The sequence below is a fragment of the Planococcus sp. TJ-201 genome, from assembly GCF_058268495.1.
The window spans coordinates 695721-714524 of sequence record NZ_JBZDOG010000001.1 but is presented as its reverse complement, the minus strand read 5'-3'; the positions used below and the strand labels follow the sequence as shown (position 1 = coordinate 714524).

At 39.1% G+C, this 18804-nt stretch carries 19 protein-coding genes; 13 read left to right on the top strand and 6 right to left on the bottom strand.

Translation table 11 applies throughout. The annotated features are described in order from the left end of the window. Positions 1-54: 54 nt before the first annotated feature. Positions 55-1479 (bottom strand): NAD-dependent succinate-semialdehyde dehydrogenase, encoded by a 1425-nt coding sequence (locus AC4EG4_RS03780; RefSeq protein ID WP_490977645.1) that lies wholly within the window; start codon positions 1477-1479, stop codon positions 55-57. 322 nt (positions 1480-1801) lie between these two features. Between AC4EG4_RS03780 and AC4EG4_RS03775 the strand changes: the two genes are divergently transcribed. From AC4EG4_RS03775 to AC4EG4_RS03735, 9 genes are all read left to right on the top strand, one after another. Then, positions 1802-2998, top strand: coding sequence for a hypothetical protein (locus AC4EG4_RS03775; RefSeq protein WP_490977646.1), 1197 nt, complete (start codon positions 1802-1804; stop codon positions 2996-2998). A gap of 18 nt (positions 2999-3016) precedes the next feature. Continuing rightward, positions 3017-4192, top strand: coding sequence for an amidohydrolase (locus AC4EG4_RS03770; RefSeq protein WP_490986938.1), 1176 nt, complete (start codon positions 3017-3019; stop codon positions 4190-4192). Positions 4193-4217: 25 nt separating this feature from the next. Continuing rightward, a complete protein-coding gene (locus tag AC4EG4_RS03765) occupies positions 4218-5519 on the top strand; it encodes a M20 family metallo-hydrolase (protein ID WP_490986937.1) in 1302 nt (433 codons plus the stop codon). Positions 5520-5726: 207 nt separating this feature from the next. Then, on the top strand, positions 5727-6026 hold the full coding sequence (locus AC4EG4_RS03760) for a replication/maintenance protein RepL (protein ID WP_490986936.1): 300 nt from the start codon (positions 5727-5729) through the stop codon (positions 6024-6026). A 395-nt stretch (positions 6027-6421) separates the two neighbouring features. Further along, complete coding sequence (locus AC4EG4_RS03755; RefSeq protein WP_490986935.1) at positions 6422-7090, top strand: YveK family protein; 669 nt, start codon at positions 6422-6424, stop codon at positions 7088-7090. 28 nt (positions 7091-7118) lie between these two features. Further along, the gene (locus AC4EG4_RS03750; protein WP_490986934.1) at positions 7119-8129 is read left to right on the top strand and encodes a GNAT family N-acetyltransferase; all 1011 of its coding nucleotides are present in this window, start codon (positions 7119-7121) and stop codon (positions 8127-8129) included. 55 nt (positions 8130-8184) lie between these two features. Further along, positions 8185-8655 carry a hypothetical protein gene (locus tag AC4EG4_RS03745; protein WP_490986933.1) on the top strand — a complete coding sequence of 157 codons (471 nt, stop codon included), beginning with the start codon at positions 8185-8187 and terminating at the stop codon, positions 8653-8655. A 35-nt stretch (positions 8656-8690) separates the two neighbouring features. After that, complete coding sequence (locus AC4EG4_RS03740) at positions 8691-9020, top strand: MGMT family protein (protein ID WP_490986932.1); 330 nt, start codon at positions 8691-8693, stop codon at positions 9018-9020. Positions 9021-9208: 188 nt separating this feature from the next. Further along, complete coding sequence (locus AC4EG4_RS03735) at positions 9209-9943, top strand: gamma-glutamyl-gamma-aminobutyrate hydrolase family protein (protein WP_490986931.1); 735 nt, start codon at positions 9209-9211, stop codon at positions 9941-9943. 35 nt (positions 9944-9978) lie between these two features. Here AC4EG4_RS03735 and AC4EG4_RS03730 read toward each other — a convergent pair whose 3' ends face one another. Beyond that, a complete protein-coding gene (locus tag AC4EG4_RS03730; RefSeq protein ID WP_490986930.1) occupies positions 9979-10572 on the bottom strand; it encodes a DUF3267 domain-containing protein in 594 nt (197 codons plus the stop codon). Positions 10573-11010: 438 nt separating this feature from the next. Continuing rightward, positions 11011-12300: a helix-turn-helix domain-containing protein gene (locus AC4EG4_RS03725; RefSeq protein ID WP_490986929.1), complete on the bottom strand. Its 1290-nt coding sequence runs from the start codon at positions 12298-12300 to the stop codon at positions 11011-11013. Between the two features lie 509 nt (positions 12301-12809). On the opposite strand from AC4EG4_RS03725, the gene AC4EG4_RS03720 reads away from it, so the two are divergent. Together AC4EG4_RS03720 and AC4EG4_RS03715 are read left to right on the top strand one after the other, a co-directional pair. After that, on the top strand, positions 12810-13403 hold the full coding sequence (locus AC4EG4_RS03720; RefSeq protein ID WP_490977657.1) for a general stress protein: 594 nt from the start codon (positions 12810-12812) through the stop codon (positions 13401-13403). Positions 13404-13537: 134 nt separating this feature from the next. Beyond that, the gene (locus AC4EG4_RS03715; RefSeq protein ID WP_490977658.1) at positions 13538-14407 is read left to right on the top strand and encodes a YflT domain-containing protein; all 870 of its coding nucleotides are present in this window, start codon (positions 13538-13540) and stop codon (positions 14405-14407) included. A 42-nt stretch (positions 14408-14449) separates the two neighbouring features. On the opposite strand, the gene brnQ is transcribed toward AC4EG4_RS03715, so the two are convergent. The 3 genes from brnQ to AC4EG4_RS03700 all read right to left on the bottom strand — a co-directional run bounded on the left by brnQ (position 14450) and on the right by AC4EG4_RS03700 (position 16434). Continuing rightward, positions 14450-15772: a branched-chain amino acid transport system II carrier protein gene (brnQ, locus tag AC4EG4_RS03710; RefSeq protein ID WP_490977659.1), complete on the bottom strand. Its 1323-nt coding sequence runs from the start codon at positions 15770-15772 to the stop codon at positions 14450-14452. A 119-nt stretch (positions 15773-15891) separates the two neighbouring features. Then, the gene (locus AC4EG4_RS03705) at positions 15892-16068 is read right to left on the bottom strand and encodes a CsbD family protein (RefSeq protein ID WP_490977660.1); all 177 of its coding nucleotides are present in this window, start codon (positions 16066-16068) and stop codon (positions 15892-15894) included. A gap of 63 nt (positions 16069-16131) precedes the next feature. Continuing rightward, on the bottom strand, positions 16132-16434 hold the full coding sequence (locus tag AC4EG4_RS03700) for a hypothetical protein (protein WP_490977661.1): 303 nt from the start codon (positions 16432-16434) through the stop codon (positions 16132-16134). A gap of 108 nt (positions 16435-16542) precedes the next feature. On the opposite strand from AC4EG4_RS03700, the gene AC4EG4_RS03695 reads away from it, so the two are divergent. Together AC4EG4_RS03695 and AC4EG4_RS03690 are read left to right on the top strand one after the other, a co-directional pair. Further along, positions 16543-17505: an NAD-dependent epimerase/dehydratase family protein gene (locus AC4EG4_RS03695; protein ID WP_490986928.1), complete on the top strand. Its 963-nt coding sequence runs from the start codon at positions 16543-16545 to the stop codon at positions 17503-17505. 208 nt (positions 17506-17713) lie between these two features. Further along, the gene (locus AC4EG4_RS03690; protein ID WP_490977663.1) at positions 17714-18790 is read left to right on the top strand and encodes a glycosyltransferase family 4 protein; all 1077 of its coding nucleotides are present in this window, start codon (positions 17714-17716) and stop codon (positions 18788-18790) included. Positions 18791-18804 lie beyond the last annotated feature (14 nt).

The window sequence follows — 18804 nt, the reverse complement described above, 5'->3', positions numbered from 1 at the left end:
AAAAAGCGTTCCGGAATTTTTCCGGAACGCTTTTTTTACGTGTTATTTAACACTTCATACTTTTATCGAGATGTACTTCGTTTCCAGGAAAGCATCCAAACCTTCTTGTCCGCCTTCACGTCCAACGCCGCTTTCTTTCATTCCGCCGAATGGAGCTTGTGCTGTCGATGGGGCCCCATCGTTCCAGCCAACAATTCCATAATCCAGATTTTCGGATAAGTAGGTGCCGCGGGACATGCTTTCAGTGAAAAAGTAAGCAGCTAATCCGAAACGCGTATTATTTGCCAATTGGACCGCTTCTTCATCAGTCTCAAAAGACATGATTGGAGCAACAGGGCCAAAGGTTTCCTCGTTCATGACCAGCATGTCCGAAGTGGCATCAACCAAAACTGTTGGGTTATAGAAATAAGCATTGTTTTCAGAACGGCCATCACCGCCGACCAGCACTTTGGCTCCTTTTTCAACAGCATCCTGAACATGTTTCTCCACTTTTTCGTAGCCGTCTTTGTCCACCAGCGGTCCGATTTGGACACCTTCGTCAAGTCCATTGCCGACTTTTAAGTTGCCAGCAGCCTGCTGAAGCTTTTGCGAAAATTCTTCAACAATGCTTTGCTGCACATAAATCCGGTTTCCGCAGACGCATGTTTGTCCGGCGTTTCGAAATTTGGATGCCATAACGCCTTCAACGGCCAAGTCCATATCCGCATCTTCCAAAACGATGATGGGAGCATGTCCACCTAATTCAAGAGACAAGTTCAACATGGTTTCTGAAGCTTGCTTCATCAGTTCTTTGCCAATTTCGGTTGATCCGGTAAACGTCAGTTTGCGAACATCGGGGTGGCTCGTGAAAACTTTGCCGATTTTGCTGGCGCTGCCTGTCACCAGATTGATGACGCCTTTAGGGAATCCGGCTTCGATCGCTAATTCATACATCTTTACCGCAGTCAACGGAGTCATTTTTGCCGGTTTGGCAACAAACGTGCAGCCAGCAGCCAGAGCAGGAGCCATTTTTCTGGCCATCATTGCGGCCGGAAAATTCCATGGGGTAATGGATACGACAACACCAACCGGTTGTTTATTAATCTGAATGCGTTTGCCTTCTTTGCTTGCGGGAATCGTTCGGCCATACATGCGTTTGCCTTCTTCCGCAAACCAGGAGACAAATGAAGCTGAATACTCGATTTCACCGATCGCTTCAGCTAAAGGCTTGCCCATTTCTTTAGTTAAGATTTCTCCAATTTCTTCTTTATGCTCAAGCAACAGATCATGCCACTTCATTAAAAGTTCAGCACGGTGATAGGCCGTTGTCTTCGACCATTCCGGAAAAGCTTCGGCAGCAGCTTCGATCGCCGCTGTGGCTTCTTCTTCGCCTCCATTAGGCACGGAACCTACAACTTCACCTGTTGCGGGATTCATTATTTCAATTTTTCCATCGCCAGTTTCTGTCCATTCACCATTGATATAGTGTTTGCCATTCATGTGTTTAACTCCTCCTTTAAATTTTCGCTTATCCTAATAAATACCTCTAATGATTAACAAATAAACGTCTGCTCGGTCTTCGGTAATGGTTGGACGAAACCTTTTATTCAGATAGAAATTTGAGATCCAAACGAAAAGAATGAGTATATAAACAGAAAAATGAATAGAAATTCAGTTTAATGTTATTTCATAATAGTCGTTTTATTCTATTTATTATGCTGCGATATTGTGCTACTATTGCAACATTATTAAAATTTTCATGGCAATGCTTTGAAACGAATAGCTTATTTGCTATTGAAGAGAGAAAAGGAGGAAACAAAAGATGGCTCAGATGCTCGCATTAACAATTTTAATACTTGTACTCTTTATCGGCGAGGCAATTTCTACCCGCACCAAAGCTTGGATTCCTTCTATATTTGTCAGTGGGGTTTTGTTCCTTCTGGGATATTGGACGTTCTTTCCTCCAGAAATCGTTGCCATTGCGGGAATTCCACCTGCAGTAGCAGTCATGCTCATTTATTTACTGATCACGAATATGGGAACATTATTGTCTTTGGAAGAACTGAAAAATCAGTGGAAAACAATTTTAATTGCTATATCAGGCATACTCGGAATTATTGCGGCATTATTCAGTATCGGCATCTTATTGTTTGATTTTGAAACCGTCGTAGTTGCAATTCCGCCATTGGTCGGCGGATTGGTATCGGCATTGATTATGTCAGAAGGAGCAGCCGCAGCTGGTTTGCCAACTTTAGCTGTCTTCGCCATTGTTATTTATGTGGTACAAGGGTTTGCTGGATACCCGTTGACGTCAATCATGCTGAAAAGAGAAGGGCAAAATCTATTAAATAAATACAGAAACAATGAACTAACGGCAAAACAATTGCCTGGTGAGAAAAAAGGGTCGACGGGCAAGACAGTCAAAGAACCGCGCATGTTCGCGAACATGCCGGAAAAATACAATACCGATTTCTTTAAATTTTTCCGTTTGGCATTGGTCGGCTACTTGGCTTATTTAACGTCAACGCTTGTTGCGCCGATTTTTGAGATCAGCCCGTTCGTCTTGTGTTTACTGTTCGGTGTTATCGCCCGCAGCATCGGTTTCTTGGAACGCCACCCGCTGCAAAAAGCGAATGGTTTCGGGTTTGCAATTATGGGCTTGTTGCTTTATATATTCGACGGCTTAAAAAATGCAACCCCAAGTATGATGCTGGAAATTCTTTATCCGTTAATTGGTTGTATCGTTATTGGTGTGGTCGGCATGTACATTTTTTCATTCGTAATCGGTAAACTTCTTAAAGTCAGCAAAGAGATGGCTTTTGCAGTTTCGTTAACGGCACTTTATGGATTCCCGGCAGATTATATTATTACGGTGGAAGTGATCAACTCACTGACGAAAGATGAAGAAGAACGGGAAGTACTAACGAGTCACATGCTGCCGCCGATGCTCGTTGCAGGTTTTATCACAGTCACCATTGTTTCGGTTATATTGGCAGGTATATTCGTCGGCTTCCTATAAAACTGGAGGAGATTACACATGATTAACCAAACCATAAAAGATGCTATCAAAGAAAATAATGAAGAAATGGTCAAAATCCGCCGTAAGCTTCACAGTGAACCAGAGCTGTCGTGGGAAGAGTTTCAAACATCCCAATTTGTTTATGATTACTTAACAGAGCTTGGGATCGAAGCGCGTAAAACAGAACCAACTGGTGTGATCGGGGAACTCAAAGGTGGCAAAGAAGGCAGGACCGTAGCACTGCGTGCCGATATGGACGCTTTGTCTGTGGAAGAACTGAATGTCGATCTGCCATACAAATCAAAAGAACTTGGCAAAATGCATGCATGTGGACATGATGCGCATACGTCGATGCTTTTGGCAGCCGCCAAAGCGTTGGTCGGCGTCAAGAAAGACATTCCAGGAAATGTTCGATTTATTTTTCAGCCTGCTGAAGAAGTGGCGACAGGTGCTAAAGTGATGGTCGAACAAGGTGCAGTAGAGGGTGTAGATGATGTGTTTGGCATTCACATCTGGTCTCAAAGTTCTTCACATACCGTTGCCTGCAATCCAGGGCCATCGTTTGCTTCGGCAGATATTTTTAAAGTGCATTTTAAAGGACAGGGAGGACATGGGGCGATGCCTCAAGATTGCATCGATGCAGCCGTTATCGCTTCATCATTTGTCATGAACGTGCAATCAGTCGTCTCTCGTACAATCGATCCTCAGAAGCCGGCAGTGTTAACGGTTGGCAAAATGATCGTGGGAACCCGCTTTAACATCATCGCGGAGAATGCAGAGATTGAAGGCACGGTAAGGTGTTTTAATCCAGAAGTAAGAGATCATATCGAAAAACAACTAAAGGTATATGCTGACCACACGGCTGCGATATACGGCGGAACTGCAGAAGTGGAATACATTAGAGGAACACAAGCTGTAATTAATGGCACTGAAAGTGCCGAATTGGTGCGGCAAGTCGCAATTGAGGCATTTGGTGAAAAAGCGATTTACAATGAAAAACCGACGATGGGTGGAGAAGATTTTTCCTTTTACCTTGATGAAGTGCCCGGCAGCTTTGCATTAGTGGGCAGTGGGAATTCAGAGAAAGACACGGAGTGGGCCCATCATCATGGCAAATTTAATATCGATGAAGATGCCATGGCTACAGGCGCAGAACTCTATGCACAGTACGCATGGTCATTTTTAACTAAATAACACAGTCAAAATCAAGGAGGAAATTATGCCAGTAAACAATGACAATCCTTTGTATGAAGACTTAATGAAAGACTACAACAACGACCTCGATCATTCGGGCATTCAGGGAGAACGCATTGCACAACGCTTGTTCGAATTGTCTCAGATCGGTTTTGTACAAATCGGCGGCGTAAAGCGTCCAGGTTTTTCAACTGAAGAAAAAGAAGCAAAGACATTGGTGAAAAAATGGATGAGTGAAGCTGGTTTAACCGTTTCCGTAGATGGGGCAGGCAACATCACAGCTCGATTGGAAGGCAGAGCCAAAGGGCCGGCAATCGCATCGGGGTCACATGTGGACAGTGTTCCAAATGGCGGAAATTTTGATGGGCCTCTTGGAGTTTTATCGGCTCTGGAAGTGGTGGAATCCTGGAAAGAAACAGGCTATACTCCTGAAAAACCTTACGAAGTCATTGTTTTTTCAGACGAGGAAGGATCGCGTTTCAATAGTGGATTGACCGGAAGCCAGGCAATGACTGGAGCCATTTCAGAAGAGGAAATGGCGCAGCTGCGTGACTACAATGGAGATACACTCGAACAAGTTTTAGCGAATTACGGCAGCACGCTCGATTCTTTTAAAGCATCCAAGAGAGACATCAGTGAATTGGAATTGTTCGTGGAAGTGCATATTGAACAAGGAAAAAAACTAGAAAAAGCAAATGAACCGGTGGGAATCGTCAGTGGCATTGCAGGCCCTGCTTGGCTCGAAGTCGAGTTTGTAGGGGAAGCTGGACATGCTGGAAATACGCCGATGATTGGGAGGAAAGATTGCTTAGTCGCAGCTGCAGACTTTCTCCACTCAATCCCGGAATTTCCAAAAGGCGTGAGTGATACGGCTGTGGCAACGGTTGGGAAGATGGACGTTTTCCCAAATGGAGCAAACGTCATTCCAGAAAAAGTGAAGATGCTTGTGGACATTCGTGACATCAAGGAAGAACCGAGAGACCGTCTTATCGATCAAATAATCGAGCAGGCAGAAAAAGTGGCTGCGAAACACGACATTTACAGCAACATCAAACTAAACACACGTATTCAACCTGTTCCTATTGCTGAGGATTTGCAAAATCGTTTGGCAGCTTCATTGAGCAAGTTTGGGATTACGCCAACTTATATTCCAAGTGGAGCAGGGCACGATGCCATGAATCTCGGGCGTTTTATCCCAGTAGCAATGCTTTTTGTCAGAAGTAAAGATGGTGTGAGCCACAATCCAAAAGAATGGTCTTCTTTAAATGACTGTGTGATGGGAATTCATGTGCTAAAGGATTTTATTGAAGATGCTATGAAGAAATAAAAAGTTCTGTAACAAAAACAGGGAAGAAAACTTTTCCTGTTTTTTTATTTAATGAAATCTCGTTTGGATAAACCTATCCTTAAAATGGATATTTTTAATTAATATTGGAATTATCAGTATTTATTGAAATTCTGTGTATAATTTTAAAAAGAAAGGGTATATAAATTATAAGCATGATCAACTAGCTTTAATTTTGGAGGTGTTTAGATGAAAGTGATGGAAAACAGAGTGAACAGGAATACCAAAATTTTTTCTGAAGAAAGAATTTTAAGCGAATGTCGCGAGTATTTTTCATCAGAAACTGAAAAAACAGCGGAAATTGGAGAGAAATTCATGCATTATTTTATGAAAAATGCTTCATCAGAAGGTGTCCTTTTTAAAACAATCAAGGAAATTACGACGGACATCAATATTTCTCACCAAACCTTAACTAAAGTACTAAAGACACTCGAATCCAAAGAAATAATTTATCGCAGAAACGGCATCATTGGTTTGTGGAAAGAATAATAGTTGAAGAACATTTCTCAGTAAATGAGAAATGTTCTTTTTTTGTTTAGAAAATATTGATTGAGAACAAAAAGAGGCTGAATAATTTGGAGTGCATATAATTGATTTGAATTAGAAGTCATCTAATTTCAACGTATTTCTAAAATGGGAACGTGCCTTAAGAATCACTGTAGTAAAAAACTTTATTAGGCATAAGTATCTAATTTAAGTAAAATTTTTATAATTATTTTTTCGATAAAAGACTAAGTGCTTATATTTTTTAATAATAATTTTAAAAAAATCTTCTAAAGTGTAGATTGAACCAAAATATTATGATATAAATGAACTATAATAATCTGAATTTTTAGAAATAAATTCTAAAAATCTATCTTTTTCGATGAGGAGAGGGGTGCCAGATGACCAGTAATCAGGCGAAGACAGAGTTACTCAAAAAAACTAAAATTCTTTTTTTATTCGCGGTCTCATTCGTACCTTTTCTTGTATTGGCAGTATGGGGGGCATTTGAGTTTATCCTTGATACGGAGTATCAGGCATCGAGCCAATTGCTAATTGAAGAGTCAGTCCAGGCCAATCAATATCAAAATGTGGAATACAATCGAGTGGATTCTCAGGCTATTGAAGCTTATGTAAGCTTTGCAACAAGCCCTAAAATTTTGGGGGAAGTTAAAGAAAAACTAGATTTACATAGCTCCATTACTAATATTCGTCAGAAAATCCAAGTAGATTATGACACCAATTCACCAGTCTTAACGATCACTGTTGCATCTAAAGATAAGCAACAAGCAACCATCATTGCGAATACGCTATCATCTGTTTTTCAAAATGAAGTAAAGAATTCATTAAAAGACGGTCATATCAGCATTATTTCTCAGGCATCATCCGAAAATATAGATGCAGGCCAAAGTCAACAGAAGAAGATGCTCAGCCTATCAATAGCCGCAGTTTTAGGACTCATCTCAAGTTTCCTTATCACTTTTATAGTTAGAGCAAAAAAGGATTCTACTAAGCCGACAAATAGAGATACAAGAAAAAAAGAAAATCAAATGCAGACAGTGTTCAAATGATTTTCTAGGTGGAGCAGGGGTGAAATGTATGTACGAGCTAATATCAATACGAGAGCACAGCCGTTGGCAAAGAATTCTCGATATTTTACAAATATCGGATATTTACTACACAAGCCAATATTTTTTAAGTGCTTTGAAATTAGATCCAGGAGAAGCGCTGCTCTTTTACTATAAGGATGATGCTGGAGAAGTTGCTTATCCTTTCATTAAAAGGCAGATAAATGATATAGACACCCCTTATTTTGATGTTACGACCCCTTTCGGTTATGGAGGTCCGATATTGAAAACGGTAGAAAGCAGTGAAAAGTTGGCAGCCAATTTCAGAAAAGCCTTTGTTGAATATTGTAAAAATGAAAAAATTATTGCTGAATATATACGTTTCCATCCATTAAAAGAAAATGCTCATTTTTTTAATAAACATCTAAAAATTTCTCCGCTTTATGAAACTTTTTCAATCAAGTTAAAAGATTACGTTGAGTCCTTAAAGAATAACCCGCTCTTACAACAAGAGTCAGATAAAAATACAGATCTAGTAGTAAAAAAATTGGGAACGGTGCGTCATATGTTCGAGTTTCTTGTCTTGTACTACTCCGCTGCAAGGCGAAGAGAAGAAGCAGATAGCTACTATTTTTTTACCAACGATTATTTTGAAACACTGATTAGTTCTATAGGTCCGAATCTTCACTTGTTTGGAGCCTATGATAATAACAAGTTGGTGTCAGCGTGCTATATTCTCGCGATGGGAGATACAATTTACTTTCATCTCGATGGCAGTTTATCTGAAGCAGACAGTGAAAATACCATGAGGACTTTACTGCTGAAAGTTGCGGAATGGGGAGAAGAAAACTATTATGCATTTTTCCATCTAAGTGGAGATTTTCAAGGAAATGCAAACAAAGAGCGAAAAATAAAAAGGGAGATTGGCAATTGCAAACCTTCCATTTTCTATATAGGACAACAAGTACATGATCAGCAAATCTATAATAAATTGGTTTCTTTAGAAGATAGTGACATTGTACGAAGATACCGAAATATTTAAAACACTGCTTAATCAGCAGAGCATAAAAATCTAAGTTACTCTGGGAGGTATACTCATGAGATATATGCAATATAAGGGTGTTGTAGAAAGAGAATATAAAAAATCATTAAGAAAAATTATGTATGAAATTTGTGTGGTAGAAGGGTTGAATGCTTCCCTCGGAGCAAAAAAGTTAGGAGTAGCAAAAGAAATCTTTGTTTTTTGGCGAAATTTTTACCGCCTCGACAAAAACCAACAACTCTTTGATCAAGCAGTTGATAGTTTTGATCAAATGAAGTTCCTTTATTTAAATGAAGCAATAGGCCTTGATTTGTCTAGACCATTGCAGCACGAAAATGAACAATCGGTTGAAGCGCTTGAAGAATTGATTGAGCGGATGGTAGAGTATTATAAATGTAAACACGCCGAAAGTGGCGGTTTGGATGTAGAGACTGGAAAATTGCCATTGTATGAATTTGCACAAGAGTTGCTCAAGGATTACAAAACTGGAAGTTTGCTACTAGAAGTTAAAAAACAGATAGAATAAGCATATGGACACTGCCAACGGAATGGATGAACTTGATGAAAACTTTTACTGAACAAGCCTTGAATGTCATACAGAGGATACCTCCTGGTAAAGTGATGACATATGGCCAAGTTGCGGCAGCTGCTGGAAGCCCTCGTGCTGCAAGACAAGTGACTAGAATACTTCACAGCATGAGTGCAAAGTACAACTTGCCTTGGCATCGAATTGTTAACGCACAGGGACAAATAGTAGTGCGAGATGAAGATTCACGATTTTTCCAGAGGAGCTCACTGCAAAGAGAAGGCGTGGAAGTAGATGGCGATGATCGTATTGATTTAGATCAATTTCGCTTTGATCCTATGCCAGACGAAAGCAAAAATTTTTAAACTAAGCCCTTAAAAAGGCTTTTTTTTGAGGGGAATTTAGAATGCAATCCGTATAAATAGCAAACGGGAAATGCCAATCATATAAGCAAAAGCAAAGCTATGGTTTTGTAGCGAAATGTTTATCTATTAAAGAACAACGGGTATATAAACTGATGGACAGGATCATTAATTGGAAAAGAGGAATTTAAATGTCAGTTAAAGATAAGCCGGTCATTGGTATAACAGCGCGAGTAGAAGAAGATCAAACTTATACATTAGATCCCGTATACGGACAAGCGATTCTGCAGGCAGGAGGTTTGCCATTGATTGTACCCATCGTCGACAAAGAAGACATCCCGTTACTCTGTGAACGCTTGGATGGCTTAATTGTCACAGGTGGAGGCGATATCAATCCTACCTTGTATGGAGAAGAGCCTCATTTACGTTTGGGTGCTGTATATCCAGGCAGTGATGAGTATGAAAAGGAACTAATATTGAAATTTCTAGAACTGGACAAACCATTTATCGGAATGTGCCGGGGACTGCAAATGTTTAATATTTCATTGGGCGGTACCAATTACCAGGATTTAGAAGCTCAATTTGAGGGAGAGTTAAACCAACACAAGCAAATGGCAATGCGGACTCACCGTACCCACTCGGTAATTTTGGAAGAAGATAGCTTGCTGTACGATATTATGAAAGAGAAAAAGTTCAATGTAAACTCTTTCCATCACCAAGGGGTTAAGGATGTGTCAGATCAGTTAACAGTTGCAGCATATGCTGCTGACGGACTAGTTGAGGCATTGGAAAGCAAAAATCATCAATTTGCCATGGGAATTCAATGGCATCCAGAGGAGTTTGCTCTTCAAGGCGATAAGGCTTCAATGAATATTTTCAAGCGTTTTGTAGATGAATGTCTTGTGGATAAAAAACAAAATCAGTAAACAAGAAAAAAATTGACACATAAAAGATCCTAGGACTAATTAGTCCCAGGATCTTTTTTTATATCTACCGTCGTATAGAGAATGGTTTCTTTTCCGTTATCTTGAAGCAATGTTCCTGGCGGCGATTTTAGGGCAACGTACGCTTGTGCATAATCGCCTCCCGAACCAGCAAAATTCAGAATAAGCACTACGTAAAAACTAAGGAAAATCTGTAAAGGGACAAAAAACAACAACAAAATCAGTAATGCACCCCAAATCAGTACGGGTGCCAAAGCGATGGCGATAAAACTTCTTCGATTAAAGTATGCTTCGCTGCCCACTGATAGAAATGGAAAGCGAATTCGAAAGGATGGGCGTCTTTTAGAAAAAATTTTGATAAAAAATGCGTGGGTAAGTTCGTGAAGTGACATATAAATCAAAACCAAAAAAATAGTAATTACTAAGGAGAAAAAAGGATTTATATCATTCACCAAAGGTAGTCCAGTCCATAAAGCAAAGCCAATCAGAGTCATAGTAATGAAAACAAAGCAGAGCTGAATCACAAGATTAATGTGTTTGTCTTTGGCTAAATTTACTTTTCGCAAAACCACGTAATCAGCAGGCAAGACAAAAGTATCCTCAACACTCATTTGATTCCCTCCCACCATAATAATATGGAATCGATTTAAAAAGTAAAAGGTTGCCGCTCTATGAAACAAGCGACAACCTACTATAGATTTATGATATTAAACCTGTTGGGGTTTAACAGACCAAGGTTCGGGAACGCGCGCCTGTGCTGCAACTTCAGTGGCGATAGACCAAGGTTCGGGAACACGCGCTTGTGCTGCAACTTCAATGNCGATAGACCAAGGTTCGGGAACACGCGCCTGTGCTGCAACTTCAATGCCGACAGACCAAGGTTCGGGAACGCGCGCCTGTGCTGCAACTTCAGTGGCGATAGACCAAGGTTCGGGAACACGCGCTTGTGCTGCGATTTCAGTACTTGAACTATTTCCAAACGATAAAGTGCTTATTGCAAGAATTGAAAAAAATAACAAAGTCATTCCTTTTTTCATCACTTTCACTCCCTAAAATAAGATAGTTGTACTTTTATATGCATTTCTTGCTTTGTTCAATGCTTCAGCAGATTCTTTGTATTTCTCTTGTTTGTAATAAACATTTCCTAAATGGCCAAGAAAATAGCCCATCTCAAAGAAATTTTCAGTGACTTCAAGGCTAGGAGCAAGTTGATTTAATACGTAATTTTCAAACTGAACAAGATCATTATTAACTAAGTGGTCTAAACATATAAATTCAATATAAGCTTCTTTAAAAGCTTTATTTGTCGGGGAGTGAATACTAATTTTTTTATTTTCGACTATATGAAGACCTTTTTTTAACCATTCCTTGGCAGCATCATAATTTTTGAGCTCGTAATTGCATTTTATTAGAACACAATAACTTATTAAAATATCAGCAGGATACTCAGGGTGAATATATTTTAACGAATTCTCTGTATGTTCTATCGCAAGTTCGTAATTTTGGAACAAAAAATAAGCATAACCAATATTATATTCAGTGGTGAAACGTAATATATCGATTTCTAGCTTGTTCCCAATAGTTAATGCATTTTTATAATGTTCCATAGACATTCTAAAGTTTCCGAACTGCTGGTGCGAGATTGCAATGTTTAAATGGCATTCTACAATGCGTTTTGGTATAAATTCTTGTTGATAAATTTTTAATGCCATTTCTGAATACTTAAAAGCCATTTCGGTTTCTCTGCACTTTGTGCTGGAAATTCCAATTGAATAATAAAGATCCCCTATCTCAGATGCACTGATAGTATTTGGCGCTATTTTTTCAGCAACCAAATACGTTTTTAATGCTTTTTCAAAATCATTTAAAATATAATTATAATTACCATTATATTTATGAAATAAATAAAACTGTTCCTGATTCATAAATTCTCGAAACCGTTCCATTTCTTTGATTTTCTCTTCAGCACTTTCTAAATCCCCTGTAATAATAAAATACCTAATTTGTTGAATACTATACTCCAATTCCACATCTTCATCGGCGCGCAATAATGGATGCCCCTGAATATCGGCATACTGCTCCATAATTTTAGCTTTATTTTGCGGATGAAGTAATGAATTCTTAAAATTTTTAACCAGCACTTTGCCAATCGGATTGTCTTTTGGAGCTAAAGGAATAGCCAATTTTTTGCATAGAGCTTCCAAGTCTCTTAACGTAGGATCTTTAATTTCACTTTCAATTTTTTTTAATTCTCTAGGGGTCATTATTCCAGAGGCTGCTTCATCTAAACTCATTCTTTGTTTCAAACGGTGGTATTTCAAACGCATTCCCGTGTCCATTACTGCTCTCCTTTCCTTTTGCAAGGGCAGTATTTCAGTCATCCATGTAGGAGAGTTGTTTTCCGCCTTCCTCGGTCCATCCGAAAAGTAGGAAGAAAATAGATCGCCAAGTACGATAATTGTCGCCTCCACATCTCATATTTTACTTTGCATTAATATCTTTTATTCATGATATCATCAATTTTCGAAATAAACTGCTTTTTTATTTTGTAAATTTTTAAAAATAGAAAAAAGGTAAAATAAGCCTACTTCGGTAAATGCTGATTGAAAAATCACAATAAATAGCTTGATTTGTAGGTACATCTATTTACTATAGTGAGATTGTTGGAAATGACTACATATTCCGAGAGTATTTGTTACTTTTTAGTTACTAAAAAACTTTCAAACGAATCGCATTCTTAGTCTAGTTAAAAGTGATTAGACAAATGACTAAAGCAAAATGTTACGTAATCTCAAATAATGGGTAAACAAGGAAAAGAATATTCTATTAAATCTATGGAGGTTTTCCTATGAATTCGGATAAAAAAGTGTTGGCAGTTGTATTCTCAGAAAGTGATTTGATAAATAAAATAGAAAATCTAAAGAGTGCTGGCTATAAAGAACAGGATCTTCATATCATGGCGAAAAACGTTGAGCATTTTGAACATTATGCATTTGATAAAAAGGAAGTAGATACATTTTCTGATAAATTTAAGGGGTTTATTTCTGGGGATAACGGCATACGCGAAGGTGTTAAGTCCTTAAAGCTTTCAGATTCTGAAACTGAGCGTTACACCGCTGATCTGGCAAAAGGCGGAATACTTTTATATGCAGATGAGAAGGATAAAACCATACTTGATGCAATCAGCCGTAACGAAATGGGTGCTGAGGGGGAAAGTTCAACTGACCTTGAAAGACAGCAATTTATCAATTCGGTAGACAATAATTTTGATGAGCAGGAAGACCGTTTTGCTCGGGGAGAAACATTTACACAGGACCCTACTTTAGTAAAAGATGAAAAACATAATTCTTTTTCCACCCAGGAAGATTCTGAAGTTGGAAAAGCTCGAGGCGGATCTAGTGAGGCGGAAAAACACAGCCAAAGCAACAAAAAGTATAAATAACCTTGCGGAACGATCGCAAGGTTTTTCCTATACATCGAAATTTAACAATAGTTCCTTTCTTTTAATTAGTGCAGGTTTTAGCTATTGGTCTGAAAGGGTAAACAAAAATAACACAGTATACAGGAGGTCATACAATGAGATCAGGAAATCGTGAATTTGAAATTGTATATACTAAAGAAGAATTGGAAACAGCAATACATGACTTAAAAGCAAAAGGCTACCACAAAGAAGATATTCATGTACTAGCTAATGATAAAGGAATAGTGGAAGCAGCCGACACAGAGGGGGTTCATACCGATCAAGCCAACTCTATGTCTAATCGTTTCAAATCTTTTCTTAGCGGAAAAGACCTTGTCAGAAAAGAGCTAGATCGTTTCAATTTGAATAAGGACAGAACAGATGATTATGAACGAGAAATTGAAAAAGGAGCTGTTCTTCTCTACACTGACGGACAAGCTGCATCATCAGAAGATGAACATTTCTCTAGTGTAAACGATTCTGACACTCCAACAGACTTGGAAGAAAAAACTGCTGGAACACCTGGATCTGGATCAGTGCCGCGCCATACAGATACGAATCATGGCCCTGATGAAATTTATGCTCGTGAAGTATCCAGAGAAGATCAGCATGCTCGAGGAGGCAAGGGGGACCGCTTTCAGGATTCCCGTCTAAAAGGGGATGAAATTCATCCAACGAGTGGACTATCTAAAGATGAAGGCTCGGTACGTGAGAAGGAATTGGATCATGAACCAGGACTTCAGACAAAAGAAGGGGAAGAAAATTTATTGCGGGAAGCCGGAGTAAATCGCCGTCAGGATGAACCATCACCTGGTGTAGACCCAAATCTGGGCCCAGCGCCTTTTGGCCGTGATTCTGAAGAACAGCATTTGTTGGATGACGAACAAGCAAATGATTCGGATAGAACAACAGAATCTAGAGATCAGCACGATGAAAAAATCAAACGAAACAAAGATAATACTCCACCAACACCTAGAATTTTTTAAAACGAAAGGAGCCTTCCCCGATTTTGGGGAAGGCTCCTTTCGTTAGTTCTGATGTTTAATTCGTGCTATTACAATTCCTATAGCTGTGCCAAAAACTGCTGGCAATACCCATCCAATGCCTTGTTCGAAAAATAGCAGCTGGCCCAGTAGTGAGTCAACTTGTTCGAATGCGATACCGGTTGAACGCAATGCGTCAAAAATACTGATGACAGCAGTTAATGTGAGAGCAATTACGTAAACAAACGGTTCCCGGTAAAATACACGATCAAAAAACGACAAAATTACGAGAACAATTGCTACAGGATAGATAGCCAATAAGACTGGGAGAGAAATAGCGATCAATTGTGTTAAGCCAACATTCGCGATGATAGCGGAAAAGGCTGCAAAAAATAAAACATAGAACATATAAGAAAACTTCGGCAAAATCTTAAAGAAAAACTGTGCAGTAGCGGATACCAATCCAATCGATGTTGTGAGGCAAGCAAAAGTTATCGCTGCAGACAAGATTATGCCACCAATGTCACCATACAAAACACGGGAAGCCATAGCGATAATGATGCCGCCATTGTCCTGCAAACCAATAGCGTCAACACTCGTAGCTCCAATATAACTTAAAGATAGATAAACGGCTGACAATCCAATGGCTGCAATAAACCCAGCATACGCCGTAGATTTTAAAATGGTTCGGGTATCTGTAATGCCTTTGCTTCGGATGGATTGGATGATTACTATGCCAAAGACCAGAGCTGCTATAGCATCCATCGTTAAGTAACCTTGCAAGAAGCTTTCGAAAAATGCTTCGGTATCATAATTTCCGATGGGTGGATTTATAGATCCCATGGGAGTTAAAAAACTTTTTATCGCCAGCAATCCAATCACTATAATTAGCAAAGGAGTCAACACTTTGCCGATTCTATCCACCAGTTTTGTGGGATTCATGGCAAATAGTACAGTAATCGTAAAGAAAACAATCGTAAATACAGTTAAAGACCAAAAAGATTCCGCTAGAGCAGTTGGCAGAAAAGGGGCGGTACCGATTTCAAACGCAACCGTCGCCGTACGTGGAATGCCGAAAAAAGGACCGATGGCCAAATACACAATCAAGGTAAATACAATTCCGAATACAGGATGTACTCTGCCGGCAATCGATTGAAGATCTCCGCCTGCTTTAGCAATAGCCAGGATACCGAGTAACGGTAAGCCAACTCCTGTCAATAAAAATCCTGTAATAGCAAAAGCCAGCTGATCGCCGGCAAGTTGCCCTAAGTAAGGTGGGAAAATAATATTTCCAGCCCCTAGGAACAACGCAAACAGCATAAGCCCTAACGTTAAAATATCGGTTTTTGTAAGCGCCTTCTTTTCCATAACTAGCTCCTTAATGAATAACATTTACACACGAATATTTATTATAACCGAATTCTTTAATTTTTGAAAACATTAAAAATGCAAAAGAAAAACCCGGTTGGAGAACCGGGTTTGGGTTATTATTTATTTTTGAAATCGCCAATTGTATCTTGGATGTTTCCTTTGGCTTTGTCCTTTTTACCATCTGCCTGTTTGTTTGGGTCATTTGAAGCATTACCTACTTGATCTTTAACTTCACCTTTTACTTTATTTACTGCACCTTTTACTTTGTCAGAAAAACCTTTGTTGTCGCTCATGAATAATTCCTCCTCTAAATTTCATCTACTTATACAATAGCCTTCTATCGGAGTTTTCAAACATTAACATGAGCAATTAGGTATAATTGGCAAGTTTAACAAGGTCTCTTTAGCGGTATCCTTAACAGTAATACATAAATCTTCTTCGCTTAGCCTTTTTAGAGTTTGTAAAGGTGTTTTCCTATTTTGGGCAACAGCTAATCTCACTTCTGTATGCTGATCCATAGACAAGTCAACGAGCAGTCCATTGCAGTTGATAATCTTAGCGAGCTCTGCCCGGGATTGATAATCCATTGTCAAAACAGCAGCTTCATCCCAAGGTGTCCATACAGTCTTCAGCAAATAAAATTGAAGCGTGTCATCCATCTAGTTTACACTCCTAAGAAAATTATTAAAAATTCGTTCTATTCCATTTAATATATCATATTATAAGATATATAGAAATTAAAACTACTTAACTAAAGGAGTGGCAAAATGAAAGTTTTAGTCATTGGAGGTACATCTTTTGTCGGGCGACATATTGTAGAAGAACTTATAGAAAAGAAGCATGAAGTGGTTTTGTTTAATCGTGGAAAAAGCAATCCGGGAATCTTTCCGGAGCTAAGAAAAATTTTAGGAGATCGCAGAAAAGATGCAGCGAAATTGGCAAATGAGCAATGGGATGCAGTAATCGATACATCAGCTTACACTCCAGCAGACCTCCAGCCGGTAATTGAGAATATTTGCACAGACCACTATACATTTATCTCTACCATATCTGTTTATACCGATTTTAAGGAAGGTCCAGTTAAAGAAAATGCGGCTGTATTTGAAAAGCGAGTATTGGGAGATAAGGTCACAGGTGAAACCTATGGTCCTTTAAAGGTGATGTGTGAGCGGTACATTGAAGAACAGGTAAGCGAGAAAGCATTGATTATTCGTCCTGGTATTGTCATTGGCCCTGCGGATCCGACAGACCGATTTACCTATTGGGCTATTAAATTAAATTCAGAAGGACCAGTTTTGATTCCTGGAAGCAAACAACGGAAGGTGCAATGGATTGATGCCAGAGATTTAGCGCAATTTACAGTTTCTCAGATTGAAAAAGAGGCGACCGGCGTATTCAATGTCGTTGCCGACTCTGAATCGATGGAGCAATTTGTATCGGGAGTATCCCTTGGGAATCCGGAGACTGTGTGGGCAGATGATTCCTATCTATTAGAAGAGGGACTGCAGGCTTTCGAGTTGCCTTTTTGGATTCCAGTTTCTGCAGACTTTCCTGAAGGGTTTATCTTGGCAGATAATGAAAAAGCTAAAGCACAAGGACTTGCGCTGCGTCCTGTTAAGCAGTCGGCAAAAGATACGCTTCAATGGAGCGAAGCTGAAGGGATTTCGGAGTTGAAAGCTGGGATAAACAAAGAGAAAGAGCATAAATTATTAAAAAACTTAAAATTATAAACTCCGAATTATTTTGAGATTTTAGAATTCCAAGTAGATTCTCAGAAAATTATCATAAAAATGATGATGTTGAAACTTTATTGCTGTAAGTGCGTCCAATTCATTGAGAGCTTGAATTCCTAATGCAGTTTTTTCTTTATCTTTAATGGAATCATGCTATAATACATACGGATATGTATGTATAAAAGATGTTTTGAGGAGGAAAGATATGCTTTACCTTACCATGGTCTTGGCATTTATCGCTTCGATTGTACTGACTCCGATTGTTAAGCGTATTGCCTTTCGCGTAGGAGCAGTTGACCGTCCTAATTACCGAAAAGTTCATGCGAGAATAATGCCGCGTTTGGGCGGGTTGGCCATTTTTGGTTCATTTTTAATTGCATATTTCATATTGACACCTCAAGATCCCATTTCAAATGCGATCGAAGCATCATTTATTTCAATTGAAATGTCTATTATTTTAGGAGCTCTAATCATTATTATCACGGGTGTACTCGATGATATGTATGAAATTAGTGCCAAAGCAAAATTGTTTGGACAATTGGCAGCTGCGGGAATTGTCGTAGTTGGTGGTGGACTTGAAATTTCATTTATTAACTTACCATTTGGTGGTGTTCTGGATTTTGGCTACCTAAGTATTCCATTGACCATTATTTGGATTGTTGGGATTACTAATGCGATAAACTTAATTGATGGTCTTGATGGATTGGCGGCTGGTGTTTCAACAGTTGCTTTACTAACTTTGGCAGCAATGGCATTCATTATGGGAGATGTTTACGTCATGTCAATGGCGGCTCTTTTGGCAGCCAGTACTTCAGGGTTTTTAGTATACAACTTTCATCCTGCTAAAATATTTATGGGTGACACAGGTGCTTTGTTTTTAGGATTTATGATTTCAGTACTGGCCCTGATGGGTTTCAAAAATGTCACCGTTGTGGCATTGATTATCCCAATCATCATGTTGGGTGTACCTATTTCAGATACATTTTTTGCTATCGTTCGTCGAGTGCGTGAAAAAAAATCAATCTCCGAAGCGGATAAATCCCATTTACATCACTGCTTATTGAATATTGGTTTTTCCCATAGACAAACGGTTTTAATAATTTATGGCATTGCAGCATTGTTCGGACTTGCCGCACTCCTTTTCTCACAAGCAACTCTTTGGGGTGGGATTTTGTTGATCAGTGTCATGCTGGTTGCAATAGAGCTCTTTGTAGAAGTGGTGGGCTTGGCAGGTAAGAATTACCGCCCATTATTAAATCTGGTAAGGCTCTTCGGCAAGTAACGGGATTGAACTTG

Bases quoted from the DNA above. Each gene is read 5' to 3' on its own strand.
- AC4EG4_RS03780 (WP_490977645.1), bottom strand. From the start codon at position 1,479: ATGAATGGCAAACACTATATCAATGGTGAATGGACAGAAACTGGCGAT.
- AC4EG4_RS03775 (WP_490977646.1), top strand. From the start codon at position 1,802: ATGGCTCAGATGCTCGCATTAACAATTTTAATACTTGTACTCTTTATC.
- AC4EG4_RS03770 (WP_490986938.1), top strand. From the start codon at position 3,017: ATGATTAACCAAACCATAAAAGATGCTATCAAAGAAAATAATGAAGAA.
- AC4EG4_RS03765 (WP_490986937.1), top strand. From the start codon at position 4,218: ATGCCAGTAAACAATGACAATCCTTTGTATGAAGACTTAATGAAAGAC.
- AC4EG4_RS03760 (WP_490986936.1), top strand. From the start codon at position 5,727: ATGAAAGTGATGGAAAACAGAGTGAACAGGAATACCAAAATTTTTTCT.
- AC4EG4_RS03755 (WP_490986935.1), top strand. From the start codon at position 6,422: ATGACCAGTAATCAGGCGAAGACAGAGTTACTCAAAAAAACTAAAATT.
- AC4EG4_RS03750 (WP_490986934.1), top strand. From the start codon at position 7,119: ATGTACGAGCTAATATCAATACGAGAGCACAGCCGTTGGCAAAGAATT.
- AC4EG4_RS03745 (WP_490986933.1), top strand. From the start codon at position 8,185: ATGAGATATATGCAATATAAGGGTGTTGTAGAAAGAGAATATAAAAAA.
- AC4EG4_RS03740 (WP_490986932.1), top strand. From the start codon at position 8,691: ATGAAAACTTTTACTGAACAAGCCTTGAATGTCATACAGAGGATACCT.
- AC4EG4_RS03735 (WP_490986931.1), top strand. From the start codon at position 9,209: ATGTCAGTTAAAGATAAGCCGGTCATTGGTATAACAGCGCGAGTAGAA.
- AC4EG4_RS03730 (WP_490986930.1), bottom strand. From the start codon at position 10,572: ATGAGTGTTGAGGATACTTTTGTCTTGCCTGCTGATTACGTGGTTTTG.
- AC4EG4_RS03725 (WP_490986929.1), bottom strand. From the start codon at position 12,300: ATGGACACGGGAATGCGTTTGAAATACCACCGTTTGAAACAAAGAATG.
- AC4EG4_RS03720 (WP_490977657.1), top strand. From the start codon at position 12,810: ATGAATTCGGATAAAAAAGTGTTGGCAGTTGTATTCTCAGAAAGTGAT.
- AC4EG4_RS03715 (WP_490977658.1), top strand. From the start codon at position 13,538: ATGAGATCAGGAAATCGTGAATTTGAAATTGTATATACTAAAGAAGAA.
- brnQ (WP_490977659.1), bottom strand. From the start codon at position 15,772: ATGGAAAAGAAGGCGCTTACAAAAACCGATATTTTAACGTTAGGGCTT.
- AC4EG4_RS03705 (WP_490977660.1), bottom strand. From the start codon at position 16,068: ATGAGCGACAACAAAGGTTTTTCTGACAAAGTAAAAGGTGCAGTAAAT.
- AC4EG4_RS03700 (WP_490977661.1), bottom strand. From the start codon at position 16,434: ATGGATGACACGCTTCAATTTTATTTGCTGAAGACTGTATGGACACCT.
- AC4EG4_RS03695 (WP_490986928.1), top strand. From the start codon at position 16,543: ATGAAAGTTTTAGTCATTGGAGGTACATCTTTTGTCGGGCGACATATT.
- AC4EG4_RS03690 (WP_490977663.1), top strand. From the start codon at position 17,714: ATGCTTTACCTTACCATGGTCTTGGCATTTATCGCTTCGATTGTACTG.